The following is a 24,977-nucleotide window of genomic DNA, read 5'->3' as shown; positions in this document are numbered from 1 at the left end:
TCCTGATTTCTCTTAACTAAAGGGGTAGTTTGCATGGCCTTTTCCCTTTCACTTGGAAATAAACGACCAATTAATCTTATCTTTAATGACCATAGTATCCGCTATCTTGAGCTGAAGTCAGCGAATCCTCCTACTGCGCTAAGGTGGGGAGAGCGCAACATCCCGCCTGGCATCATTGAGGAGGGAAAGATTACTGACTTTCAGACTCTTTCTGTCATTCTTGAAGAATGTATCAATGAATGGAAGATTGCTAGAAGACCCATTCATTTCATCGTACCGGATCCCCTGGTGATTATCCGTAAAATTGCGATCCCTGCCGATGTCGAAGATGATGAAATCGATAGCCATCTTTATATGGAACTGGGCGCGAGCATCCATCTTCCGTTTGAGGACCCGGTATTTGACGTCTATCCTCTCGGCGAAAAAGACGGCAAAAAGGAGCTTCTTCTCTTCGCGTCTCCTGAAAAATTTGTTCAGGAGTATTCCGAACTTATAAGCGGAGCAAAGCTGGTTCCGGTTGCGGCAGACATATCTCCGCTTGCCCTTTACCGCCTTTATTACTCATTGGAAGCCCCGCAGCCGGATGAAAGCTTGTTTACTGTCCAAGTCAATTTGACCTCAGTCAATATGACCATTTTCGAGGAGCAGGTACCATACTTTATGAGGCAGTTCCCACTCGATTTCGAGGTGAACGACTGGGAGATTCGCCGGGACCGTTCCGGAACATGCGAATACCAGTACAAAGGTGACTCCTACAAGCTTGATGGCCAGTTTTCAATGATTTATTCGGAAATGAATAAATTAATGGACTTCTACCGCTATTCGGCCAATGTTGAGACCACTGGTGTAAACAAAATCCTGCTTGTCGGGGATCATCCGCTGCTTGACCGCATCCATGATGAAATGAAGGAACAGTTCGATTTGCCGATTTTCACTTTCCCGACAGAATCGATCCATAACAGCCGGAACAAATCGCTTCCGCAGACGCATGCGCTTGCGCTTGGGCTTTCTTTGAAAGAGGTGAGGTAATGCTGATTGATATTAACTTGCTTCCGAAAAAGAAAAGAAAAAGCGGCAGCCTGGTTGCTGTTTCTCTGATATTTACGGTGTTGTTTTTTGCAGCAGGCGGTTTCCTCTATTGGCAGTCCTCTTCCTTGAAGATTGATATTGCTGCGGTGGACAACCGGTTAGAAACCACCAAAAAGCTGCAGGAAATTGAAGAGAAGAAGGCAACCGAAGTCACTGCTGCTGATTCGGTTGCCAAGCTTGAACAATCGGTTACATGGGCTGAGGATTATGCGATTCCGTCTGTGCCGGTTATGAAGGAATTCACGTCTCTGCTGCCTGAACGCGGCTTTATCCAAACTTTTGCCTATCAGGAGACCGGCGTTGTCACGTTATCGGTCCAATTTGATACAACACGTGAGGCGGCTTATTTTCTGAACAGGCTGAATGGTTCGGGATGGGTTACCGAAGCTACATTGTCAAGCCTTGCTGCCACACAGACAGTCGGAGAGCAGCAAACTGCTGAATCTACAACAGTGAATGTAAACAATGAGAAAAAGAAAGACATTTTGCCTCGCTACCAGGGACAATTCGAAATCAAGCTAAATAAGGATTCGGTGAAAGCTGCAATCCTTGAGCAAGAGGAAGGGGAGAGCGGGCTATGAGGCTGGATCCTAAAAAACAAAAAATGGCCGTAATTAGTCTCGCATTCTTCCTCGTCTTGTTTGCTGCAGGAGGATATTTCTCCTGGGTCAGTCCGTTAAAAAGCGATCTTGAGATGAAGAAAGCTTCGCTTAAAACCGAAGAGCAGCTTCTCGCTGTCCTGCAAGGCAAAGAGAAGGAGACGGAGGAGTTTTCGACTGAAACAACAACTCAGCTACAGAATCGGATTCCGGTAAAGCCGCTCGTCGAACAGCTGATTCTTGATTTTGAAAAAGCGGAAGTGGTGTCAGGTTCAAAAGTTTTGTCCATGTCGTTTGCGAAAGATGGAACTGTAGAAAAGCCTGAAGCTGAAAATGGGGAAGCTGCTGCTGAGACAGCAACTGGAACTTCTGAAACGACGGAAACTCCTGCAGAAGGCCAACCCACTGAAGACGCGGCAACAGACGAAAATGGCCAGCCTCTACCGCCTAAATCCGTTATCCCTGTTCCAGAGGGTGTGAAAAAGGTGACCGTCCAGCTTTCTGTACAGGCACCTGGTTATCCGGAAATTGAAAAATTCATTGCAACATTGGAGAGCCTTAAGCGGATCGCTGTGGTTGAATCTATCAACTATACAGGTGGCCCAGAGGTGACTACAGTTGTTGCCGAGGAACCACCAATCGCCTTTACATTAACACTGTCGGCATTTTATATGCCTGGCTTGGCCGACCTCGCACAGCAGACTCCGAACATCGAAGCACCGGAGCCAGCGAAAAAGAAGAATCCATTGACAACCTTCTCGAATACAGTGAAGGAAGAAACAGACGATAAAAATGAAAATTAAATCAGGATTTGGCGAAAGCATCTTATAACAAGGCGACAAAAACCTTGTTATTTTTTTTTGCCTGTATGGTAGGATTATCAAAAAGCTGAAGCGGCTTGGTTAAACCCGACCAGCTTAAGACGGAACCCGCAGGAGGGGCCTGCCCTCCGAAGTGGGCCGGCTTAAGACCTCGAGGGTTTAGCCGCTGAAGCTGGATTAAACAAATCCGCCGTGGCAGAAGGGATGCGCTGATTGTGGACAAGCCGAAAAAAAATACGATTACGATAAAAATAAATGGTGACAGCCGGCCATATAAAGAAGAGTTGAAAAAGGAAATACCGAAGAAAGAAACCGTCCCGCTTGATAGTGCAACCTCTGCAGAGATTGAACAGGCAGCGGCGCTTGAAACAGGTGAGGAAAGCTTTGACTGGATATTACCGGAACTGGAGCCTGAAGCACCAAAGGAATACATAATTAAGGAAGCGACTGATACCGCCTCCATTTACCCCAAGCCAGCCAAGTCTTCAAAACCGTCCAGACAATCATTTAAATTTAATACAATCTCATTGAAACCGCTTGTCATTCCGATTATCTTCGCCATTCTAATCGGGGTTACGTTTGGTACCGGGATGCTGAAGATGCTCGGTTCAGGCGATGTGCTGGAAGAAGTCGGCTCTCCGATAAAGCCTGTTGCTGGTACAAGCAAGAAAGACCCTAAAACCTCTGATAAAAAAGCTGCCTTTACATTGTTGCCCCTTTCCACATTTGCTGTCCAGGAAGGTGTTTATACAAAAAAAGACTCGGCAGAATCGAAAAAAGATGAACTTGTCTCAAAAGGTATCCCGGCTGCAGTCCTCGACATGGATGGTAAAGCAATGATGCTGGTCGGCGTTGCTGACAGCCTGGAGAAGGCCAAGGAAGTTGGAGCCGCGATGAAGGCCAAAGGCATCGAGATATATGCAAAGGAAGTGGCACTTCCTGAAAAAGATGCAGGGAAACTGTCTGAGCAGGAAGCTGCTTTTTTAAAAGAATCCCCAGCGCTCTATAATTCATTAAGCGGAGCGGCTTCAGCGGGGATCAGTGGCGGCAGCCCTGACGAAACAGCCAAACAGGCCCTTGCACAACTGAAGAAAACAGATTCAAGTAAATTTAAGAACGAAAATGTAAAAAAGTTGTATAACGGCCTTTTAAGTGCTGCCACCCTTCTCTCATCAACTCCTGATGAAGCAGGAAGCATCAAAGCCCAGCAGCACCTTCTCGATTTCCTTGTATCCTATCAGTCTTTTTAAGCATACCTAACCCCGGGCAAACACCCGGGGTTGTTTTTTTTCGAATATATAAAACGAACAAGTGAATAGTGTTGATTGGAGTGGAAGGAGCGAAGACTCCTATGGGAGTAGCGGGGCAGGTGAGACCCCACAGGCGCTCGCGCCGAGGAGAAAGAAAAGCAGAGGCGACTGCCCAGCTCCGACGAGCGCTGGAGGGCCTGAGGCAGAAGTCGTACTTTGACTTCAGTTGAAGGACCGAAGCGACCTCGAGGAGCTAGGAGCCGCAGCTAGACAACTCACCGCCAGCCCCACGGAAAGCGAAGCGCCTCGCGACAGGCAAAAGCCGCCTGTCTCTGCGATGTGAATTCTTAGAAGCTTCCCTTTCTGGAACGGAAATTAACAGCAGTGTTGATTACAAAAGTTGGTTTTTAATAGAATAAAACCTGAAAAATTTCGACACTTTAATGATTAGAAATTGTTTGCAAGGGTGAAGTTTGATACGATTGAACTGTATCTCCCCAAACGAAGCAAAAAGAAAGGTGATTGTATGCCGAACCTCATTTTAGCCTCTTCTTCTCCGCGGCGGAAGGAACTTCTTGAAACTCTCCAGCTACATTTCCACATTTACAGCTCAGATGTTGACGAAAGCTTTGCTCCCGGTACGTCTCCTGAGGATATTGTCATGGGGCTTGCTGAACGGAAGGCGTCCATCGTTTTTGCCGAGCATCCGAATGATGTTGTCATTGGTGCCGACACAATTGTCGTGGCAGATGGCGAGGTGCTGGGCAAGCCTGCTGACCGTGAGGAAGCGATTGGGATGCTGAAGCGTTTGTCAGGCAGTGTCCATTATGTTTATACCGGGGTTGCGATTATTTCTCCGGATGCGGAAACCTGTTTTTATGAAAAAACTGAAGTCCATTTTTGGGAGCTGACGGACAGGGAAATTGACTATTATGTGGACAGCGGCGAGCCAATGGACAAGGCCGGCGGTTACGGTATTCAGGGGCTTGGCAGCATGCTTGTCAAAAAAATTGACGGCGACTATTTTGCGGTTGTCGGGCTTCCTGTGTCCCGGACAGTAAGGGAGCTTACCAGGGCTGGCTTTCCGCTTCCATACTAAATGTGGTTTTCGGACAATCTTTGTCCGGGCGCTCCCGCTTACAAGGGAGGAAAATTGGTTGACCAGTACGACATTAATGATCCGAGACTATCCCCAGGAAGAGAGGCCGCGTGAACGTTTTATTGCGGGCGGCCCCTCAAGTCTTTCCAACCATGAATTAATTGCACTGCTTTTAAGGACCGGAACAAAGGATGAATCGGTCCTTCAATTGGCTAACCGGCTTCTTTCGCATTTTGAAGGTCTCAGGCTTTTGAAAGCTGCCTCGCTTGAGGAAATTACCGCTATCAAGGGAATCGGCCAGGCAAAGGCGATTCAGCTGATGGCAGCGCTTGAATTGGGAGGCCGGGTCGCCAATCTTTCAAATCATGAACGCTATGTCATCCGTTCACCGGAAGATGGCGCAAACTATGTGATGAATGAAATGCGCTTCCTCAGCCAGGAACATTTTGTCTGCCTCTACCTCAATACGAAGAACCAGGTTCTCCACAAACAGACAATCTTCATCGGCAGTTTGAATGCCTCCATCGTTCATCCCCGCGAAGTTTTTAAAGAAGCCTTCCGCCGCTCTGCAGCTTCCATCATTTGCCTCCATAATCATCCCAGTGGCGACCCAACACCAAGCCGGGAAGATATCGAGGTCACGAAGAGGCTGTCGGAGTGCGGGAAGATAATAGGAATCGACGTACTTGACCATTTGATCATCGGGGAAAATAAATTTGTTTCACTTAAAGAAAAAGGGTACTTGTGAGACTATGTTTTTATTTGACGATACGATATAATAAAGCTTATGATTTTTTAGGGCCTGCCCATTAAAAATTACAAACAAATTGCTGAGTTTTTCAACAATTTCTGATATGAAGCCACCTTCAGTCAGGGTGGATTAATGACCGAATTTTTGCAACGGAAAGGGAGATACATTTATGTTTGGATTAGGGGCAAGAGATCTTGGCATAGATCTGGGGACTGCCAATACACTCGTTTATGTTAAAGGAAAAGGAATTGTTTTAAGGGAACCGTCTGTTGTTGCCTTTCAAACAGATACAAAGGATATTGTCGCTGTCGGGAATGACGCGAAGAATATGATAGGAAGGACTCCGGGCAATATTGTTGCCATGAGGCCGATGAAGGACGGAGTCATTGCTGATTATGATACAACCGCAACAATGATGAGGCATTATATTAAACAAGCTACGAAAAGCAAAGGCATTTTTAAAAGCAATAAGCCCTATATCATGGTTTGTGTTCCTTCGGGAATTACCGCTGTTGAGCGCCGTGCTGTAATCGACGCGACAAGACAGGCGGGGGCACGTGATGCTTTTCCAATAGAGGAACCTTTCGCAGCTGCAATTGGCGCAAACTTGCCAGTTTGGGAACCAACAGGCAGTATGGTCGTTGACATCGGCGGAGGTACAACTGAAGTCGCAATCATTTCGCTTGGAGGCATTGTGACTAGCCAGTCAATCCGGATTGCCGGCGATGAAATGGACGACGCAATCATTCAATATATCCGCAAAAACTATAACCTCATGATTGGGGACCGCACTGCCGAGACAATCAAGATGGAAATCGGTTCCGCCGGAAATGCGGAAGGCATAGAAAACATGGAAATCCGCGGCCGGGATCTGCTGACTGGCCTTCCTAAAACAATTGAAATTTCTGCTGAGGAAATTGCCGGCGCGCTTCGTGACACAGTCTATGCAATTGTTGAGGCGGTCAAGAGCACTTTAGAAAAAACACCGCCTGAGCTTGCTGCTGATATTATGGACAGGGGAATTGTCCTGACAGGCGGCGGGGCGCTGCTTCGCAATCTTGATAAAGTGATCGGCGAAGAAACAAACATGCCAGTCCTGATCGCGGAAAATCCGCTTGATTGTGTGGCAATTGGGACGGGCAAAGCGCTTGATCATATCGACTTGTTCAAGAACAAGGGCAGGGACTCCAAGTAATGGAATTAAAAACGAGGTGTAACTAATGCCACAATCTTTTTTTAACAAACGCCTCATTATTTTGCTTGTAACGGTTATTATCCTGGTAGCATTGATTGGATTTTCATTAAGGGAGCGCGACAGGCTGACGTGGCCGGAGCAGTTCGTCAAGGACTCCTCCGGCTGGCTTCAGTCGCTTGTCTCAACACCGGTCCAGTACGTTGCGGACTTTTTTGAAAATGTCTCAGACCTTCAGGATACATACAATGAAAATAAAAAGCTTAAATCTAGAGTAGTAGATGTTGCCCGGCTAGAATCCGAAGTCTATCAATTAAAAAAAGAGAATGAAGAGCTCCGGAAAACCCTCGATAAAACCGAATCTCTCAGCAAGTCGGATATCATTCAGGCCACCATTATCGGCCGAAATCCTGACCGCTGGAATGAACTGATTATCATTAATAAAGGATCTTCTGACGGCATCGAAAAGAATATGGCCGTGACCACTGCTGAAGGATTGATTGGAAAGGTTAAAAGTGTCAATGACTTCTCGTCAACCGTCCAGCTGTTGAGCGCGATGGATCCAAAAAACCGGATATCGGTCGTTACCCAGGGTGACGAGGCTATCTACGGTTTCGTTGAAGGCTACGATGAGGAAAGAAAGCTTCTTCAGGTAAAAAAGATTCCTCATGATGTTAAAGTGAAAAAGGGCCAGACTGTCGTGACATCCGGGTTAGGCGGTGTGTTTCCTAAAGGGCTTCTGGTAGGGAAAATCGAGGATGTCGAGCCGGATCAGTACGGGCTGAATCAGATTGCCTATGTGAAGCCTGGAGCAAACTTCTATGATATTAGTGAAGTTATGGTAATCAAGCGGCTTATGGACAAGCCAATGGCTTCTGAAATGGTGGATGACAAGGAGGAAGAGTTGTGAGGCGTATCTTCCTTCCTCTTTTATTGTTTCTATTCTTTACAATCGAAAGTATCTTTGTCCTGCTTTTGCCTTCGGAAACCTTCATGGATAAGTGGATTCTTGTCCCCAGATTTCTGATTGCGGTACTGATGCTGTTTGCGGTGTACGGGAAGCAAAAGCAGGCGATTATTTATGGGTTTGCGTTCGGGCTTTTATTTGATATGGTGTACACTGAAATTATCGGAGTCTATTTATTTCTTTTTCCATTGACCATAGCATTTGTTTCAAGGCTGATGAAGGTGTTCCATGCCAATGCGCTTGTTGTGATTGTGGCGATTCTTGCCGGCATATCGGCGCTTGAAATCGTGATTTATAAATTGAATCATTTTATCGGCATTACAGAAATGCCGTTTTCGGCTTTTGCTGAAGTGCGCCTTCTTCCGGTCATTGTCCTGAACCTTCTTTTCCTGGCGGTGGCCTTTTATCCATTAAGGCGCTTTTTTGAAAAATTGGCACAGGATGAAGGCCTATAAAAAGGATTTTTGGCACTGTATGTCGAATTGTATAGAAGGCAGCCTGTAACCTGGAGAACCAGGGAAGGCTGGGTGTTAGATGATCGGGGTGAAAGTAGGCGTGAGCAAACGGCAGCATGTGACGATTAAAGGGACGAAAGACGGCATCACGCTGTTCCTGGACGACCTTTGCTCGTATGAAGAACTAAAGAAAGACTTGGAGAGCAAGCTTTCAAGTCATAAGAATAGCAGCGGGGACAGCCAGCTTCTCCCGGTGAGGGTGAATGCCGGAAACCGTTATTTAACAGCCGGCCAGCAGGAAGAGCTGAAAGAGCTTATCAGGAGAAAAAAGCATCTTGTTGTTGAAACAATTGAATCCGAAGTCATTTCCAGGCAGGAAGCGAAAGAGCAGGCAGAAAAGTCAGCTGTTACGACAGTGGCAAAGATGATCCGTTCCGGGCAGGTTCTTGAAGTGCCAGGAGACCTGGTACTGATAGGCGATGTCAATCCGGGCGCGGTTGTCATGGCTGGGGGCAATATTTTTATCATGGGAATCCTTAAGGGGGTTGCCCACGCAGGCTGTTATGGCGATACACAGGCAGTAATTGCCGCTTCCGCGATGATGCCATCCCAGCTAAGAATCAGCCAGAACGTGCTTACCTTGCAGGGTAAGGCTGGCAATGACAATTTGCGGGATATGGAATGCGCGTACATAGATGAGGAGAACGAAATTACACTTGGCAGGCTTCAGTCATTGGCAAGTTTAAGGCCTGGATTAACTAGATTAGAAGGAGGGCGTTAATATGGGGGAAGCAATCGTAATTACATCCGGGAAGGGCGGCGTCGGCAAGACGACGACTTCCGCTAATTTAGGTACTGCCCTGGCCCTGCAGGGGAAAAAGGTCTGTCTGGTTGATACCGATATTGGCCTTAGGAATCTTGACGTTGTCATGGGGCTTGAAAATAGGATCATTTATGATCTGGTCGACGTGGCCCAGGGCCGCTGCAAAATGCATCAGGCGCTTGTTAAAGATAAACGCTTTGACGGGCTTCTGTTTTTGCTGCCTGCCGCTCAGACAGAGGATAAGACAGCTGTTACTCCAGAGCAGGTAAAGACTCTTGTCGAGCAGTTGAAGCAGGATTTTGATTATATTATCATCGACTGCCCCGCCGGAATCGAGCATGGCTATAGGAACGCCATCGCTGGTGCCGACAAGGCTGTTGTCGTCACCACTCCGGAGAAGTCGGCTGTCCGTGATGCAGACAGGATTATTGGCCTCCTTGAAAAAGAAGAAAACATTGAGTCGCCAAAATTGATTATCAACCGAATCCGGCCGCAAATGATGAAAAACGGTGAAACGATGGATGTCGAGGAAATCACCTACCATCTGTCGATTGAATTGCTTGGAATTGTCGCCGATGATGATGAAGTCATCAAGGCCTCGCATTACGGCGAGCCGATTGCAATGAATCCAAATAGCAAAGCATCAATCGCTTATCGCAACATCGCGCGCAGGATTCTCGGCGAATCGGTTCCGCTTCAGCAGCTCGAGGACAACAACCATGGTGTTTTTTCAAAAATCAAGCGGTTCTTTGGCGTAAAATCATAGATTGCTAGATAAGCAAACCCTTCCGTTCATGTAGACGGGAGGGTTTGTTTTTGTTAAGGATTTCGCCACTGAACGTCTCTTTCAGCCATGCTGAATATTTTATCGCCCGTTGCCACACTTTTATCACCTTGAATGAACTTTTTTTATCCCTCAACCACACTTTTATCACCCTGAACGAAGAGTATATCGCCCTTATCCATACTTTCGACACATAAAAAGATTAAAACTATAGTTCGAACAAAAGAAATCCACAATGTGCCCAACCTTTTACTGTCTCTCCTCCATTGAGTAGCATACACCGGACAACTCCTTCATAGACTTGTACAAAAACGTGTTTAAAAGGCTGGTGGAGATATGCAACCAAGCAAGGAGGAAATTCGCAGGCGGATTGCCAAGCGGAAGAAGGAACGGGGCCGGACAAGCAACAGGAGACCGGATAAGACAGTGAAAACACCGGTACCTGGCTGGCTCCAGGAAGATGAGAAATACGGGTTTAATGAAATGATTTCCTATGAAAGCGGTCCGGACGAAGGCGGGCATCCGCTGTTCAAGAAGGAAGTTTTTTTCTTTAAATTACTGGCTGCAGCCGTGTTGTTTCTTGTTATTGCGATTATGTTCCGGAGCCAGTCCCCGACGGTGGAGCCGGTCAAGGAGGTAGTCCTGAAGGGGTTCACGGAGGATTTTCAGTTTGCCACAGTCAGTAAGTGGTATGAAGATAAATTTGGGAAGCCGCTTGCCCTGCTTCCGGACCCAAAGGAAAAAAAGCCGGTTCAGTCTGACCTTGCCTTGCCGGCGTCCGGTAAAATCCTTGAGAATTTCGCAAAAAACGGCCAGGGCATCATGATTGAAACTGAAAAGGATGCACCTGTTGAAGCAATTGACGAGGGTCTCGTTATATTTGCCTCAACCAAAGAGGGGCTTGGAAAAACCGTTGTGATTCAGCATGGCGACAAGAGCGAATCATGGTATGGCAACCTTGATAAAATTTCTGTCGGGCTTTATGACCATGTTGGAAAGGCTAAGGAAATTGGCCAGGTTGGGCCAGGTGCTGATGAAACAAAAGGGGAATTTTATTTTGCGATCAAAAAGAAAGAAGGTTTTATTGATCCAATCCAGGTGATTTCCTTTGAATAAAGCCGCTTCCTTGCTGAGGCTTGTCCATATCCATCCCCTGTTATGGCTCGCAGCAGCCCTGGCAGTCCTAACCGCCCACTTCCAAGAACTTTGTATGCTGCTTCTGATTATTTTCATTCATGAAATGGGCCATGCGCTGGCTGCCGCGTCATTTTCTTGGCGAATCAAGCGGATATCATTCCTTCCTTTTGGCGGGGTGGCGGAGATGGATGAGCACGGGAACCGCCCGTTAAAGGAAGAAGCAATTGTGATTCTGGCGGGGCCGATTCAGCACCTTTGGATGATGGCAGCAGCATATCTCTTGTACACGTATGGAGTAGTACCGGATGGTGCCTATGAATTATTTATTTCCTATAACTTAATGATTCTATTCTTTAATCTGCTTCCGGTGTGGCCGCTTGACGGAGGGAAGCTCGTTTTTCTTGGCTTATCCTTATTGAAGCCTTTTCCCGAAGCACACCGGTGGACGCTGATTGCTTCGTTCATCGTTCTAATCGCCTTCACCCTCGCAATTGTGGCGATTGCCCCGCTTCATTTGAATAGCTGGATTATCGCCGGCTTTCTCTATTTCACGCTGTTTTTTGAATGGAAACAGCGCCATTATGTGTTTATGCGCTTTTTGCTCGAGCGTTATTATGGGAAAAAGGACAGCGGGCTCTCTGGTTTAAGGATGATAAAAGCCGATGAAGGAGAGCCGATCGTAGAAGTGCTTGCGAAATTTCGGCGCGGCTTCAAACATTCAATCTTGATTGATAACAACAATGGCGAAAAAGCGATTCTGGATGAAAATGAAGTTCTTCATGCGTGTTTTTCCGAGCATCGGATCTCAGGAAAAATCGGTGATATAATCTTTATATATTAAATGCTCAAGAGGCGTTCACCGGCTTTGCATGGTGAATGCCTTTTTTTGCGTTATAATAATAAAAGAATGAAAAAAGCGGGGTTTCAACATGAATCGATTACTTATAAATTATGGCACGCGTGAAAAACGGGCCGCTCTCATAAAAGATGGAAAATTGCTAAGGATTGAAATAAGCCGAGAGGGAAACCAATCCAGTGAAGGAAGCATTTTTTTCGGTTTTGTTACAAAGGTGCTGCCAGGGATGAATGCTGCATTTGTCGATATCGGGACGGGAAAGAACGCATTTCTCCATCGTGATTCACTAGCCTCGTACATTCAGTCTGGCGAATCAAAGAAAAGCATTTCTTCCTATGTCAGCCAGGGTGAGCGCCTGCTTGTCCAGGTGGAAAAGGATCCGGTTGGAAATAAAGGAGCGAAGGTAACCGGCATCCTTGAATTTCCGGGCAAACACCTTGTATACATGCCGCAGGGAAAGCAAGTGGCTGTCTCAAAAAAGATGTCTTCCCCGGAACGGCGTGAACATATCAGGAACCTCGGGCGGGAAGCACTAATCGATTCTGAAGGCGTTCTTTTCAGGACCTCATCCGAAAATGTCCTGGACGAAGAACTGCTGGCTGAACTGGGAAGCCTTCGCCAGGAAGCGGGAGAGCTTTTACAAAAGGCTGTCTCACTAAAGAATCCTGGCCTGCTATCGTATAAAGAACAATTCCTTGAAAAGGTCCAGGAGCTTCTCGAATCAATTGAGGAAGCTGAAGTGATTGCCGATGATCTTGGACTCATTGAAAAATTGAAAACCTATTCCCCTGGCCATACATATTCCTACTATTCCGGCAAAGTGAATCTATTTGATTCTCAAGGGGCTGATAAGGAATTGGATAAGCTGCTCCGAAGGGTTGTATGGCTGGAGAACGGCGCCTATTTGCTTTTTGAGGAAACAGAAACACTGATAGCCATAGATGTGAATACCGGTAAGTTCTCCGGGAAAAACAACCTCCAGGAAACCGTATTGAAAACAAACCTGCTTGCTGCGGTTGAGATTGCAAATCAGATCAGGCTTCGAGACCTTGCCGGCACCATCTTGATCGATTTTATTGAAATGAAATCCGAAGCCGACCGGCAACAGGTTGAGAAGAGAATGGAGGCTGAACTGAAAAAGGATTGGCGCAGGACGAGGGTGGCAGGATTTACGTCGCTCGGGATCCTCGAGATTACCAGAAAGCGGGTAGGAGAGTCATTGGCGGAAAAACTGACGGTGAAATGCCCTGCATGTGAAGGGACAGGCAGGGTGGTTAGCCCGGAAACAGTAGCGTTCAGGCTTGAACGGGAATTGTGGGAATACCGGGGCACTCTTGAAGAGGCGGTCCTCGTCGAGGCGACCCATGAGGTAAAGTCGGTATTTGCCGGAGAAGGCGATATCCATCTGAAGCGGATCCAGCAGTCGCTGGGATTGGAAATCGTGTTTATCGGTAAGGATTCCCCGCTTCATTATTATAAAATTCTTCAGTTCGGTCCGATGAATGAATTGAAAGAGAAAGCCCGGAATTTAGGTTGACACTGAACGCGTATATGTGATAGTATTTTCATGTTATGTTTGTAGCGCACCCGTGCTACAACCGCTCAGAACAGGTCTTAAGCTTTTGCACCGTGCAAAACGCCTGGGTTGGCGAGTCTTAGACTATGAGGAGGTGCAAGTTCATGTACGCAATTATCGAAACTGGCGGTAAGCAAATCCGTGTAGAAGAAGGCCAAGCCATCTACATCGAGAAGCTGAACGCAGAAGCAGGCGAAACTGTTACTTTTGACAAAGTTCTTTTCGTTGGCGGTGAAGATGTGAAAGTTGGCAGCCCGGTTGTTGAAGGCGCAACTGTTACAGCTACTGTTGAAAAGCAGGGCCGTGCGAAAAAAATCACAGTATTCAAGTACAAAGCGAAGAAAAACTATCGTAAAAAGCAAGGTCATCGACAGCCATACACTAAAGTTGTAATCGGCAAAATCAACGCGTAAGGCGTGATTGGATGATAGACGCACTAATTTTCCGAAACGAAACCGGCTCAATCCAATCGTTTTCGATTTCTGGACACGCATTTTTTGCCCAGCGGGGCAAGGATATCGTCTGTGCAGGCGTATCTGCTGTCGCTGTCGGTGCAATCAATGCCATCCACGAAATCACAGGCGTCACACCCGAGCTTGAACATGGTGAAGGTTTGCTCCGCTGTGTGGTTCCGGAAAACCTTCCGGCGCAGGAGCAAAAGACTATCCAGGTTCTTCTTGAGGGCATGCTCGTCTCATTGAGGACAATTGAGGAAGAGTACGGACAGCACATACGGATTACCTTCAAAAAACAGGAGGTGGAATAAATGTTATTGAAATTGGATCTTCAATTGTTTGCTTCCAAAAAGGGAGTAGGTTCTACAAAGAACGGCCGTGATTCCATTGCGAAGCGCCTTGGCGCGAAGCGTGCGGATGGCCAGTTCGTAACTGGTGGTTCGATCCTTTACCGTCAACGCGGTACAAAGATCTATCCAGGTGAAAACGTAGGCCGCGGTGGAGACGACACTCTTTTTGCAAAAGTTGACGGCGTTGTTAAGTTCGAACGCATGGGCCGTGACCGCAAAAAAGTGAGCGTATACCCAGCAGCTCAAGAAGCTTAAGTTTAACTAACCGAAAACTCTAGCCTCCATGGCTGGAGTTTTCTTTTTGCCTGGAATTGTTCTGATTACATAATCCACCACAATTTTCCGATAATACCAAATTTGCTTACGGAATCCGCTTTTTTTGTTATACTATGAGCAAATGAGCATCAGGCATAAGGAGTAATTTATGGAAAAGAATTGGGATCTTGTTGAAGTTCTCAGGTATTCCCGCCACGACTGGCTCAACAGGCTGCAGCTGATAAAAGGGAATCTTGATTTGGACCGAATTGATTGTGCAAAAGCTGTTATTGATAAAATCATAATTGACACACAGCAGGAATCAAAGCTTTCGAATCTGAAAATACCCGGGCTCGCCTCTCAGCTGCTAAGGGCCAATTGGGAAGGACACCATTTTCAGCTGGAATATGAGGTCCTATGTGAGCATCAGGTGCAGTCTGTTGAAGAAAAAATGATGACAAATTGGTTGGACGGGCTCTTTTCCACACTTGATCAAGCTGTGGAACCGTTCCAGGAGAACAGCCTGTCAATATGCATCGATTTAGCAGAGAATGGGATAAGTTTCAATTTTGATTTTAGCGGAATAATAAAAGAGACAAAGCTGCTAGGCGACTTTCTGCAAAAAGGCAGCGGCTTAAACATTACCCTCGGGAAGCTCTCCGATCGGGAGCTTGACTTTGAGGTATTGGTGCCGTTCTGCTGATGGATACCCGCCGTGTTGGTCTTTGAGGAAAGCGATACAAGGTAATGGGCGAAAGTCAATCATGACAGCCTGCAGTAACCAAACCGGCACTACTGCTTTTCTAGACAGACGGGAGGATTTTGAAAAATGTTTGTTGATCAGGTGAAGGTGTATGTAAAAGGCGGTGACGGCGGCGATGGTATGGTCGCGTTCCGCCGTGAAAAATATGTTCCAAATGGAGGACCTGCCGGCGGCGACGGCGGCAAGGGAGCCAATGTAGTCTTCGAAGTAGAGGAAGGCCTCAGCACATTGATGGATTTCCGCTATAAGCGGCATTTTAAGGCAGACCGTGGTGAGCACGGAATGTCGAAAAACCAGCATGGACGGGGTGCCAAAGATATGATCGTCAAGGTTCCACCGGGTACTGTCGTCTATGATGAAGAGACGAATGCAATCCTTGCCGACCTTGTAGAGCATGGCCAAACGGCAATCATTGCCAAGGGCGGGCGAGGCGGACGAGGCAATTCACGATTTGCGACTCCTCAAAATCCAGCCCCCGAGCTTTCCGAAAAAGGCGAGCCAGGGCAGGAGAGGAACGTTATCCTCGAATTGAAGCTCCTTGCAGATTGCGGGCTTGTCGGTTTTCCAAGCGTTGGGAAATCCACGCTTCTTTCAGTTGTCTCCTCAGCTAAGCCGAAAATTGCCGAATACCATTTTACAACAATTGTCCCAAATCTGGGTGTTGTTGAAACAGAAGACGGCCGAAGTTTTGTTATGGCCGACCTGCCAGGGTTGATTGAAGGCGCCCATCAGGGTGTCGGGCTTGGCCACCAATTCCTCCGCCATATCGAGCGGACACGGGTTATTGTCCATGTCATTGACATGGCAGCTACCGAAGGCCGGGATCCATTTGAGGATTATACAAAAATCAACCAGGAGCTTCAGCAATACAACCTGAGGCTGACTGAGCGTCCTCAAGTCATCGTTGCAAACAAAATGGACATGCCGGAAGCAGAAGAAAACCTGAAAAAATTCAAGGAACAGCTTCAGGAGGATTATCCGATCTTCCCAATCTCTGCGGTTACAAGACAGGGACTAAGGGATTTGCTGTTTGCGATTGCCGATAAAATTGCCGAAACACCGGAGTTCCCAATCCATGAGGAAGTACTTGAGGACAACAGTGTAAACAGGGTTGTCTATAAGCATGAGAAGGAACCGGAACAATTCAAGATCACAAGAGACCCGGATGGCGCCTATGTCATTTCAGGCGACAGTATAGAGAGATTGTTCAAGATGACTGACTTTTCCCGGGACGAATCGGTACGCCGCTTCGCCCGTCAGCTTCGTGGAATGGGCGTGGATGATGCGCTTAGGGAACGTGGCGCCCAGGATGGGGACATCGTCAGACTGCTTGAATTTGAATTTGAATTTATTGAGTAATGGCTGAGTGGGGTGGTTGGTGTGAGATATAACAAAGCAGACAAGAAATTTTATCTGATAAGGGAAGATGTATTGCCGGAAGCGATGAAGAAGACCATTGAAGCGAAGGAATTGCTTGAGCGGGGCAAAGCCGAAAATGTTGGGGATGCCGTCCGAAAGGTTGACCTGAGCCGGAGTGCGTTTTACAAATACAAGGATACGGTCTATCCATTTTCGCAAATTGTAAAGGATCGTCTTGTTACGATGGTTTTTCATCTGGAAGATCGCTCCGGCACTCTTTCACAACTGCTTGGAATGGTCGCGAATGCCGGCTGTAACGTCTTGTCAATCAACCAGTCCATCCCTCTTCAAGGCATGGCTGTCGTTACGCTTTCCCTTAATATAAGGGAAATTAAGATGGATGTTGAAGTATTGCTTGATAGCCTTCGGGACCTAGAATTTGTTGAGCGTGTAGAAATTCTAGGGACCGGAGCATAAGTTTAAAAAGCCTGTTTCCAAAATTATGGAAACAGGCTTTTTGTTGGTTAGGCATTTGGAATGAGGAAGCCGGATTTTTGCAGCGTTTGTTCTGCCCTTTCAAGCGCTTCCTTTGAATTTGCGGTCAATGTATGTAAATGATAGCCGCCAGTCAACTCGGAAAGAAATGAAGCGTTTGTTTCTCTTATTTTTTTCATAAAATTCGCGACTTCTGGCCGATTGGAAACCATGATGGATGCTGTTAAGTCTCCATAGACAGGATGTTCAATTTTCACATCCTTAATGGTTACCCCTTCATCCACAATCGCAAGAAGTTCCTGTTCTGTTTTTTCAGGAGGATGGAAGCAGGCTACTGTTTTTTCATATACCGGCGATTGGGCATTTTGTTTTAAATACAAATACCCTTGGCTTGTCGCAATGATTGGTTCATTTTTTGCTTTCAGGAGAGTAATGTCCCCAACAATGATTTGCCTGCTGACATTCGCACGAGCTGCCAAATCACTTCCGGTGATTGGCTCGCTGCTTTCCTTTAGAAGCGACAGGATAATCGCTCTCCGCTCTTCCCCGAGCAATTTCTTTTGTTCACCCATAAATCAACACTCCCGGTAGGATGGTAATCTATATTTTAACATAACAACTATTCATTATCCTTCATTCAAAGCAACCTGAAAAAAATTGCGGCTTAATTCCACAAGCGAATCAGCCAGTTTTCTTACACCTTCCTTACTGGTCGAGGTACCGAAAGATATTCTGATAAATTCTTTAGCCGGCTTGCCATCTATCCCGATTGCCTGCATTGTTTTTGAAGGGCTTAGCATCCCGGAACAATGAACCGGATTGGCCTCCCGCATTGGTTATGGTGCCTTGAAACGATGGAAGAACCAGTTGTACACAATCTCAAAAAGGTGAGCGAAGACATTGCCAGGAATGCCAAACTGGCTTTGAACCGCATGCTTCAGCACGCATAGGACGGATGCCTGGCATCCGTCTTTTTTACATCATTTAAAAATAAATCAGCGATTTTAGAATTAATTCGAACAGTTTTAAAGATAATTCAGCGGTTTTCAAATTAATTCTATAAGTGCAGAATGTTCCGTCAAATCACCATCGTCAACTAGTAACATTTTTGCCCTCTTATCATATCGATTTCAAAGATTGCATAACTTTTTATGTAGATTGTTAGCATTTTGCCCACACCAACATACACTATATGGACTTATGCCATAGGAGGGAAATCAGAGTGAGAATCCATATCGTACAGAAAGGGGATACTCTTTGGAAGATCGCCAAGAAGTACGGCGTGAATTTTGAAGAGCTGAAGAAAATGAATTCGCAGCTCAGCAATCCTGATATGATTATGCCCGGTATGAAAATAAAGGTCCCGACCCCAGGCGGAACAATAAAAAAACAAGCGCCAACAAGCGGGTCAAACCAGGGAGCATCCATAAATTACGGGGTCGTCAAGGAAGCCCCGACTGCTGAGCATCCCTTTTCAAACCTTAAGACATTATCACAGGACGAAACACCGGATGTTCCGGTCCCAGCGGAACCAATCACGGAGGAAATGCCAGTCACGCCTTATCAGCCAAAGGCCCCGCAGGAAATGCAAGGGATGGACGTTGACAATTACTTCATGATGAACATGAGCAATCTATCTGTAAAGGAAATACCGGTCAAGCCAATCAAGGAGGCACCACTTCCTCCAAAAAAAGAAGTGCCATTAAAGCCTGTACCTGTCATACCGACTAAAAAGGAAGTACCTCTCCCACCTAAAAAAGAAGTACCCATTGCGCCAATAAAGGAAGTGCCACTTCCACCCAAGAAAGAAGTACCGATTGCGCCAATAAAGGAAGTGCCGCTCCCACCCAAAAAAGAAGTACCGATTGCGCCAATAAAGGAAGTGCCGCTCCCACCCAAAAAAGAAGTACCGATTGCGCCAATAAAAGAAGTGCCACTTCCACCTAAGAAAGAAGTACCAATTGCGCCAATAAAGGAAATGCCGCTTCCACCTAAGAAAGAAGTACCGATTGCGCCAATAAAAGAAATGCCGCTTCCTCCAAAAAAGGAAGTGCCAATTCCTCCACCTGTCCCAACACCTCCACTAGTCCAGCCGCAGCCACCAGTCGTAGAAGAATATTGCCCGCCGCCTGTTGAGGAGTATTGCTATTATGTCACCCCAGTGATGCCGGGAGTATGCACACCTTGTCCTGTGCCATATCCGCCTGAACCGATCTGCATGCCGGAACCAATCTGCATGCCTGAACCGATTTACATGCCTGAACCAGTATGTGCGCCTGAGCCAATATGCCCTCCATATCCTGAAGTAGCTGGACAAATGTATCAGACGTATCCTCAGGGTGTTGCAGGTGTCCATTACGAGGAAGAATCTTCTTCATCGTCATCACTCGGAATGGGGCAATACCCAGGTTTTGGATATACTCAACAACCAACCTTTGGTGGAGTTATTCCAGATTATAGCCAGCCGCAATACGGAGGACAGCCATATCCAGTAATGGGCAGCCAGCTGCCATATGGAGTTCAGGAATCTACAATGATGGGAAGTCAACCATTATACGGAGGACAGCCATACGCAGGAATGGGCAGCCAGCTCCCATACGGAGTCCAGGAATCTCCAATGATGGGAAGCCAGCCGTTATACGAAGGACAGCCATACGCAGGAATTGGCGGCCAACTGCCATATGGAGTTCAGGAATCTCCAATGATGGGAAGCCAGCCGTTATATGGAGGACAGCCATATGCAGGAATTGGCGGCCAGCTGCCATACGAAGGCGAGGAATCTCCAATGATGGGAAGCCAGCCGTTATACGGAGGACAGCCATATCCAGTAATGGGCAGCCAACAGGCATTTGGAGGTAAGGAATCTCCAATGATGGGAAGCCAGCCGTTATACGGAGGACAGCCATACGCAATGGGCGGCCAGCTGCCATACGGAGGCGAGGAATCTCCATTGATGGGAAGCCAGCCACCATACGGAGGACAGCCATACCCAATGATGGGCGGTCAACCGCAATACGGAGGCCAGCCATATCCAATGATGGGTGGCCAACCGGGATACGGAGGCCAGCCATACCCAATGATGGGCGGTCAACCGCAATACGGAGGCCAGCCATATGCAATGATGGGCGGTCAACCGCAATACGGAGGCCAGCCATACGCAGGAATGGGCGGCCTACCGCAATACGGAGGCCAGCCATACGCAGGAATGGGCGGCCAACCGGAATACGGAGGCCAGCCATACGCAGGAATGGGCGGCCTACCGCAATACGGAGGACAGCCATACCCAATGATGGGCGGTGAACCGCAATACGGAGGACAGCCATACCCAGGAATGAGCAGCCAACCGTTATATGAAGGTCAACAAAACCCAATGATGGGAGGCCAACCTCAATTCGATGGTCAGCAATATCCGATGATGGGGGGCCAGCCGCAATTCGGGGGTCAGCAGCTCCCAATGTATGGCGGCCAGCCACCCTACGGTGAACAACAAATGCCAGAGACAAGTCAAACTGGCCAGGCAAACATGGGCGGACAGGGAGAGATGCGGGAAAATGACTTTATCCCGGGCGTTCCAAGAATATTTGCCCCACCTATGCCTTTCTCACAGCCGCCACTTTTGAATCCATATGGAATTGGCCCGCTAAGCCCTGGCCAACATGGATACATTGATGAGAGCGAAGATTAATCATAACCAACCAGGGGACGAGGATTTTTTGAATCGTCTCCTCTCTTGTTTGAAAAAACAAGAGACTGCACCAATTGTTAAACTACAAAAAATCCGTCCCAGAGTTCTGTATGTTAAAACCTCGGAACGAGAGTATATTCTTAAAGGATATTCAACTGATGTAAAATTGAAGCTATTGACAGCATTTACGGATAGATTAAAAAAGGAAGGATTCCAAGAAACCTGTTCCTATCTTTTAGATGACAGTAAAGAGCCGCTGTTTCTGGATGGTCATTACTACGGCCGAATGGAATATATTGAACCGCATCACCATCCCTTTACTTATTACGAAGAAACCGATCGGGTCAGTGGCTTGAAAATCCTCAAAAGATTCCATCGGATTACTCAAAGGGTTAAAAGTGATTTTTATACTTCAATTCAGCCTGACTATCTTGTGGATAAGTGGGAGGAGCGGCTGGATCGGTTTATAGCCAACAAAAGTGATGTGAAACAGTTTCTCGGCCACGCAATGGTGGAGGAATGTATTGAGTGGGCAAAGGTGGGGCTTCAAGGAATGAATAGTTTCCGTGGTGCCCTTCAAGTTGAAAAGTCTGCTATATTACATGGAGATGTAGCCCATCATAATTTTATTCGAGCAAAGACCGGGAAGATCTATCTCATTGATTTTGATCTAATCGGTATAGGTGCCCCTGCGGTCGATTACCTGCAATATGCTAACCGAATCCTTCCGTTCATTGGGTGGTCATTGCAGCACCTTTCGATGTATAAACAAGTGTCGAGGTATATGAACGATAAAAGTTTTTTATTTGGTTTAATTTATCCAACTGATATTTTAAGGGAATGGAATCGAACATTGAAAGGACCTGTTTTGGACTGGAAACTGCAACAAGTAATAAATCAAACAGTTCATCAGTATCAAGCCCGAAGGAATTTTGTAAGGGATGTAATGGGAAAACTGGGAGTATAAAATGAGCGACGCTGAAAAGCGTTGCTTTTTGCATTGAAAAAAATAACTACAAACATAACGAACCTCAATTACTCCTAAAAAGGATAATTAGGCAATAAAGGGAAATGATAAGAACGGATTAAAAATACGACAGGAAGAGGTGGGCAATATGACGCGGAAAACAGTATTATTTGTGGCTGCATTTCTAATTCTTCTGTTTGGCGGGATCATTTGTCCGGAAATGAGGGCATTTGCAGATGAAAAAGCGATTCAGGAGCCTCTTCGTCTGAAAGTGACACTTGAAAAGCAGTATCTCGATGGTGAGATAAGCCAGGAACATCTAATTGAAACCGTTACCTCATGGGAGGATTTCTGGTCAAAATATGAAAATTGGGCAACGATTGATATAAGCAAACATTCTGTTACATTAAGGAAACGGGAAGAAGATATTTCTCCACTCTTAAAGTCCAATGGCTACTTTGGATTGGGACAGGGAGGGGTGCTGGCGATTTTTAACGGGAGGCCACCGTACTCCCAAATCATCCAGTCATTTTTTCAAATTGATGTAAAAAAACTTGAAAGTAAACGACACGAAGAACTTAAAGAAGGCATCCCGATCCTCACCAAGGACCGCTATGTAGAAGTTCTTGAAAGCTATGTGCCTTATTCATCCTGCGAAAGCCATTAATCTGCTGAAACGCATGCGACCACAGGACCTCAATTTATAAAAATCAAAAAGCCAGGCAAATGTGCCTGGCTTCTTAATTTTCGGTTTTATTGTTCAACCTTTGTCACTACATAACTGTTATCTTTTTGTTCAACAGTGTATGTAACGCCGTCTTTTGTTTTGACAGTGCCTTTCTTTGCGTCGCCTTCAATTGTTACGTCGTCTTGAGTTGTCTCAGTAATGGACTTTGAGAAGAAAGGTTCTTCCTTAACAATGATTTGGCCTTTATCTGTTTTTTGGCCAGTTGAGTAGTGTGTAGTGATTTGCTTTGCAACATCTTCACTGTAATACTTTGTCAGGAAGGTTTCAGCTGCTGCTTCATCAGCAAATGTTGCATTCAGGACAGGAGTTCCGTCCTCAGCAGCATCATGCGCGTATACAGTATCTACTTTGTTTTCACCTAACCGGACCGCATTGTACATTTTTCCTTTTGCTTGGTCAGTTAGCTCGGTGCTTTCTTTTTCGCTAGCGGCTTTATCTTCTTTTTCTGAGCAGCCGACAATAACAAATGCTAGTGTGAAAACTGCCAGAAATGCCATTAATTTCTTCATTCCATTTTCCCCCAATCTGAAAATTAAGACCTTTCTCATTATAAGGAATCAGAGGCCCATTTTGCAATAGTTTTTTCAAATAAACTTAAATAGTATGGTAGAATGGAGTACAGCAAGGAAGAGGAGAGGAAAAAGTGTTCGATTTTATAAAAGGGAATTTGGACTTTGTTGGTCCTGAATACATAGTAGTTGAAAATGCCGGGATTGGCTGGCAGATTTCCACACCGAATCCATTTGCCTATTCCGGAAAAATAGGAAGTGAAGTGACAGTATATACGTACCATTACGTTAGGGAAGATGTGATGGCGCTTTACGGATTTTCAAAGCGGGTGGAAAAAACACTTTTTACAAAGCTTTTAAGTGTTTCAGGAATAGGGCCAAAAGGGGCCCTGGCGATTCTCGCATACGGGCAGCCTGAACAGGTCGTCCATGCCATTGAGCAGGAGGACGAAGCGTTTCTAGTTAAATTCCCAGGAGTAGGAAAGAAGACAGCGCGGCAAATGATTCTTGATTTAAAAGGTAAGCTTAAATCTATTACCCCTGAGTTGTTTCCGGATCTTTTCAATCAGGAAGCAGGTTTCGTCCCAATTGCAGGAAACAGCCAGCTGGATGAAGCGATTCTTGCATTACGGGCATTGGGGTATACAGAAAAAGAAGTAAACAAGGCGACTAAAGAACTTCGAAAAGAAGACTTGTCGACGGACCAATATATTAAAAAAGCCCTGCAGCGGCTTATAAAGTAAGGTGATCGAGAGTGGAAGAACGAGTTATTTCAAGCGAGGCGGATAAGCAGGAAATCATCTTTGAAACCAGTCTCAGACCTCAGACTCTTAGGCAATATATTGGGCAGGATAAGGTTAAGGACAATCTTGAGGTTTTCATAAGCGCTGCGAGGATGAGGCGCGAGACACTGGACCATGTGCTTTTATACGGTCCTCCCGGGCTCGGGAAAACGACGCTTGCGGCTATCATTGCAAATGAGATGGGCGTGAATTTACGGACGACCGCGGGACCGGCAATTGAAAGGCCTGGCGATCTTGCTGCCATATTGGCTTCACTTGAACCGGGCGATGTATTGTTCATCGATGAAATTCACCGTTTACCAAGAGCGATTGAGGAAGTTCTTTATCCGGCAATGGAAGATTTCTGTCTCGACATTGTCATCGGAAAAGGTCCGGAAGCAAGGTCGGTACGAATTGATCTTCCTCCGTTCACATTGGTTGGTGCGACAACCCGAGCTGGAGCGATATCGGCGCCATTAAGGGATCGATTTGGAGTTTTGGCACGGCTCGAGTATTATAGGGAAGAACAGCTAAAGGAAATTGTCGAACGGACGGCAGCCATCCTGGATACAGTAATCAGCCCGACTGCTGCCTCGGAAATTGCCAGGCGGTCAAGAGGAACCCCGAGGATTGCAAACAGGCTGTTACGGAGGGTAAGGGATTTCGCCCAGGTACGCGGGAATGGAGAAATTAATGATATGGCGGCAACTGAGGCGCTCGAGCTCCTTCAAGTTGATAAGCTGGGCCTAGACCATATTGACCATAAGCTTTTAACCGGCATTATTGAAAAATTCCGGGGAGGCCCGGTTGGCCTTGAAACGATAGCAGCCTCGATCGGCGAGGAGGCGAATACGATTGAAGACGTATACGAGCCTTACTTACTGCAGATAGGCTTCCTCCAGCGTACCCCCAGAGGAAGGATTGTCACAGACCTTGTTTATCGCCATTTTCATATGGAGGTGCCTAAAAAATGACGGGTTTGTCAAAAATGCTGATGGCGATAGGAGCTATTATTTTTCTCATCGGCCTGCTGATGCCTGTTTTTAATCTTGGGAAGCTTCCGGGAGATATTTTTATAAAAAAGGGCAATACAACCTTTTATTTTCCTGTTGTCACATCAATTGTTATCAGTATTGTCCTGTCATTAATATTATTTGTAATCGGCAGGTTCAAATAACGCACTAAAAATGAACGTTACTATAGGTAGGGT

28 protein-coding genes, 1 pseudogene and 1 other annotated feature are annotated in these 24,977 nt (G+C 46.4%); of the genes and pseudogenes, 26 read left to right on the top strand and 3 right to left on the bottom strand.

What is annotated here, in order from left to right; all coding sequences use genetic code 11:
• The first annotated feature begins 33 nt into the window (after positions 1–33).
• The 20 genes from pilM to A8F94_RS05110 all read left to right on the top strand — a co-directional run bounded on the left by pilM (position 34) and on the right by A8F94_RS05110 (position 17,058).
• Positions 34–1,029 (top strand): type IV pilus biogenesis protein PilM, encoded by a 996-nt coding sequence (gene pilM, locus A8F94_RS05205; RefSeq protein ID WP_066196584.1) that lies wholly within the window; start codon positions 34–36, stop codon positions 1,027–1,029.
• Complete coding sequence (locus tag A8F94_RS05200) at positions 1,029–1,670, top strand: PilN domain-containing protein (RefSeq protein ID WP_066196581.1); 642 nt, start codon at positions 1,029–1,031, stop codon at positions 1,668–1,670. Before pilM ends, A8F94_RS05200 begins: the two co-directional genes overlap by 1 nt.
• Positions 1,667–2,491, top strand: coding sequence for a hypothetical protein (locus A8F94_RS05195; RefSeq protein WP_066196578.1), 825 nt, complete (start codon positions 1,667–1,669; stop codon positions 2,489–2,491). Before A8F94_RS05200 ends, A8F94_RS05195 begins: the two co-directional genes overlap by 4 nt.
• 233 nt (positions 2,492–2,724) lie before the next feature.
• On the top strand, positions 2,725–3,759 hold the full coding sequence (locus A8F94_RS05190; protein WP_066196575.1) for a hypothetical protein: 1,035 nt from the start codon (positions 2,725–2,727) through the stop codon (positions 3,757–3,759).
• 526 nt (positions 3,760–4,285) lie between these two features.
• The gene (locus A8F94_RS05185; protein WP_066196574.1) at positions 4,286–4,858 is read left to right on the top strand and encodes a Maf family protein; all 573 of its coding nucleotides are present in this window, start codon (positions 4,286–4,288) and stop codon (positions 4,856–4,858) included.
• A 76-nt stretch (positions 4,859–4,934) separates the two neighbouring features.
• Positions 4,935–5,606: a RadC family protein gene (gene radC / locus A8F94_RS05180; protein WP_175384364.1), complete on the top strand. Its 672-nt coding sequence runs from the start codon at positions 4,935–4,937 to the stop codon at positions 5,604–5,606.
• A 172-nt stretch (positions 5,607–5,778) separates the two neighbouring features.
• Complete coding sequence (locus tag A8F94_RS05175) at positions 5,779–6,804, top strand: rod shape-determining protein (RefSeq protein WP_066196567.1); 1,026 nt, start codon at positions 5,779–5,781, stop codon at positions 6,802–6,804.
• A gap of 25 nt (positions 6,805–6,829) precedes the next feature.
• A complete protein-coding gene (gene mreC, locus A8F94_RS05170) occupies positions 6,830–7,711 on the top strand; it encodes a rod shape-determining protein MreC (protein WP_066196564.1) in 882 nt (293 codons plus the stop codon).
• A complete protein-coding gene (mreD, locus tag A8F94_RS05165; RefSeq protein WP_066196562.1) occupies positions 7,708–8,223 on the top strand; it encodes a rod shape-determining protein MreD in 516 nt (171 codons plus the stop codon). The genes mreC and mreD overlap by 4 nt, the downstream gene beginning before the upstream one ends.
• A gap of 100 nt (positions 8,224–8,323) precedes the next feature.
• Positions 8,324–9,004 (top strand): septum site-determining protein MinC, encoded by a 681-nt coding sequence (gene minC, locus A8F94_RS05160; RefSeq protein ID WP_066197282.1) that lies wholly within the window; start codon positions 8,324–8,326, stop codon positions 9,002–9,004.
• A gap of 1 nt (position 9,005) precedes the next feature.
• Positions 9,006–9,812, top strand: a complete 807-nt coding sequence (gene minD, locus A8F94_RS05155; RefSeq protein ID WP_066196557.1) for a septum site-determining protein MinD — start codon at positions 9,006–9,008, stop codon at positions 9,810–9,812.
• Between the two features lie 354 nt (positions 9,813–10,166).
• Positions 10,167–10,946: a M23 family metallopeptidase gene (locus tag A8F94_RS05150; RefSeq protein ID WP_066196554.1), complete on the top strand. Its 780-nt coding sequence runs from the start codon at positions 10,167–10,169 to the stop codon at positions 10,944–10,946.
• The gene (locus A8F94_RS05145) at positions 10,939–11,808 is read left to right on the top strand and encodes a M50 family metallopeptidase (protein WP_066196551.1); all 870 of its coding nucleotides are present in this window, start codon (positions 10,939–10,941) and stop codon (positions 11,806–11,808) included. The genes A8F94_RS05150 and A8F94_RS05145 overlap by 8 nt, the downstream gene beginning before the upstream one ends.
• A gap of 88 nt (positions 11,809–11,896) precedes the next feature.
• Positions 11,897–13,360 carry an Rne/Rng family ribonuclease gene (locus A8F94_RS05140; RefSeq protein WP_066196548.1) on the top strand — a complete coding sequence of 488 codons (1,464 nt, stop codon included), beginning with the start codon at positions 11,897–11,899 and terminating at the stop codon, positions 13,358–13,360.
• A gap of 49 nt (positions 13,361–13,409) precedes the next feature.
• Positions 13,410–13,489 (top strand) — a sequence feature (ribosomal protein L21 leader region).
• 14 nt (positions 13,490–13,503) lie between these two features.
• On the top strand, positions 13,504–13,812 hold the full coding sequence (rplU, locus tag A8F94_RS05135) for a 50S ribosomal protein L21 (protein WP_066196545.1): 309 nt from the start codon (positions 13,504–13,506) through the stop codon (positions 13,810–13,812).
• An 11-nt stretch (positions 13,813–13,823) separates the two neighbouring features.
• A complete protein-coding gene (locus A8F94_RS05130) occupies positions 13,824–14,165 on the top strand; it encodes a ribosomal-processing cysteine protease Prp (protein ID WP_066196541.1) in 342 nt (113 codons plus the stop codon).
• Entirely contained in the window at positions 14,166–14,459 is a 294-nt protein-coding gene (gene rpmA / locus A8F94_RS05125; protein WP_048825756.1) for a 50S ribosomal protein L27, read from the top strand. It begins immediately after the preceding gene.
• Positions 14,460–14,628: 169 nt separating this feature from the next.
• A complete protein-coding gene (locus tag A8F94_RS05120) occupies positions 14,629–15,162 on the top strand; it encodes a Spo0B C-terminal domain-containing protein (RefSeq protein WP_066196538.1) in 534 nt (177 codons plus the stop codon).
• A 126-nt stretch (positions 15,163–15,288) separates the two neighbouring features.
• Positions 15,289–16,581, top strand: a complete 1,293-nt coding sequence (obgE, locus tag A8F94_RS05115) for a GTPase ObgE (RefSeq protein ID WP_066196536.1) — start codon at positions 15,289–15,291, stop codon at positions 16,579–16,581.
• A gap of 21 nt (positions 16,582–16,602) precedes the next feature.
• The gene (locus A8F94_RS05110; protein WP_066196534.1) at positions 16,603–17,058 is read left to right on the top strand and encodes an ACT domain-containing protein; all 456 of its coding nucleotides are present in this window, start codon (positions 16,603–16,605) and stop codon (positions 17,056–17,058) included.
• Between the two features lie 47 nt (positions 17,059–17,105).
• Here A8F94_RS05110 and A8F94_RS05105 read toward each other — a convergent pair whose 3' ends face one another.
• Both A8F94_RS05105 and A8F94_RS25630 read right to left on the bottom strand, forming a co-directional pair.
• The gene (locus tag A8F94_RS05105; RefSeq protein ID WP_066196532.1) at positions 17,106–17,648 is read right to left on the bottom strand and encodes a transcription repressor NadR; all 543 of its coding nucleotides are present in this window, start codon (positions 17,646–17,648) and stop codon (positions 17,106–17,108) included.
• Between the two features lie 54 nt (positions 17,649–17,702).
• A complete protein-coding gene (locus tag A8F94_RS25630) occupies positions 17,703–17,909 on the bottom strand; it encodes a hypothetical protein (RefSeq protein ID WP_175384317.1) in 207 nt (68 codons plus the stop codon).
• A 389-nt stretch (positions 17,910–18,298) separates the two neighbouring features.
• Between A8F94_RS25630 and safA the strand changes: the two are divergent.
• The 3 genes and pseudogenes from safA to A8F94_RS05090 all read left to right on the top strand — a co-directional run.
• Positions 18,299–18,452, top strand: a pseudogene (gene safA / locus A8F94_RS26640) (SafA/ExsA family spore coat assembly protein); the annotation flags it as partial.
• 2,292 nt (positions 18,453–20,744) lie between these two features.
• Positions 20,745–21,728, top strand: coding sequence for a phosphotransferase (locus A8F94_RS05095; RefSeq protein WP_066196526.1), 984 nt, complete (start codon positions 20,745–20,747; stop codon positions 21,726–21,728).
• A 148-nt stretch (positions 21,729–21,876) separates the two neighbouring features.
• The gene (locus A8F94_RS05090) at positions 21,877–22,395 is read left to right on the top strand and encodes a BofC C-terminal domain-containing protein (RefSeq protein ID WP_066196523.1); all 519 of its coding nucleotides are present in this window, start codon (positions 21,877–21,879) and stop codon (positions 22,393–22,395) included.
• Positions 22,396–22,481: 86 nt separating this feature from the next.
• Here A8F94_RS05090 and A8F94_RS05085 read toward each other — a convergent pair whose 3' ends face one another.
• Positions 22,482–22,985, bottom strand: coding sequence for an endonuclease (locus A8F94_RS05085; protein ID WP_066196521.1), 504 nt, complete (start codon positions 22,983–22,985; stop codon positions 22,482–22,484).
• Between the two features lie 134 nt (positions 22,986–23,119).
• Between A8F94_RS05085 and ruvA the strand changes: the two genes are divergently transcribed.
• The 3 genes from ruvA to A8F94_RS05070 are packed head-to-tail and all read left to right on the top strand — an operon-like array spanning position 23,120 to position 24,944.
• Positions 23,120–23,728, top strand: a complete 609-nt coding sequence (gene ruvA, locus A8F94_RS05080) for a Holliday junction branch migration protein RuvA (RefSeq protein WP_066196518.1) — start codon at positions 23,120–23,122, stop codon at positions 23,726–23,728.
• Positions 23,729–23,739: 11 nt separating this feature from the next.
• Positions 23,740–24,741, top strand: coding sequence for a Holliday junction branch migration DNA helicase RuvB (ruvB, locus tag A8F94_RS05075; protein ID WP_066196515.1), 1,002 nt, complete (start codon positions 23,740–23,742; stop codon positions 24,739–24,741).
• Positions 24,738–24,944: a DUF2905 domain-containing protein gene (locus A8F94_RS05070; protein WP_066196511.1), complete on the top strand. Its 207-nt coding sequence runs from the start codon at positions 24,738–24,740 to the stop codon at positions 24,942–24,944. The genes ruvB and A8F94_RS05070 overlap by 4 nt, the downstream gene beginning before the upstream one ends.
• The last annotated feature ends 33 nt before the right edge of the window (positions 24,945–24,977 follow it).

The organism is Bacillus sp. FJAT-27225 (assembly GCF_001685025.1).
Classification (GTDB): Bacteria; Bacillota; Bacilli; order Bacillales; family Cytobacillaceae; genus Bacillus_D.
Note: the sequence above shows the minus strand (reverse complement) of the source record. Positions and strands in the feature narration are given on the sequence as shown.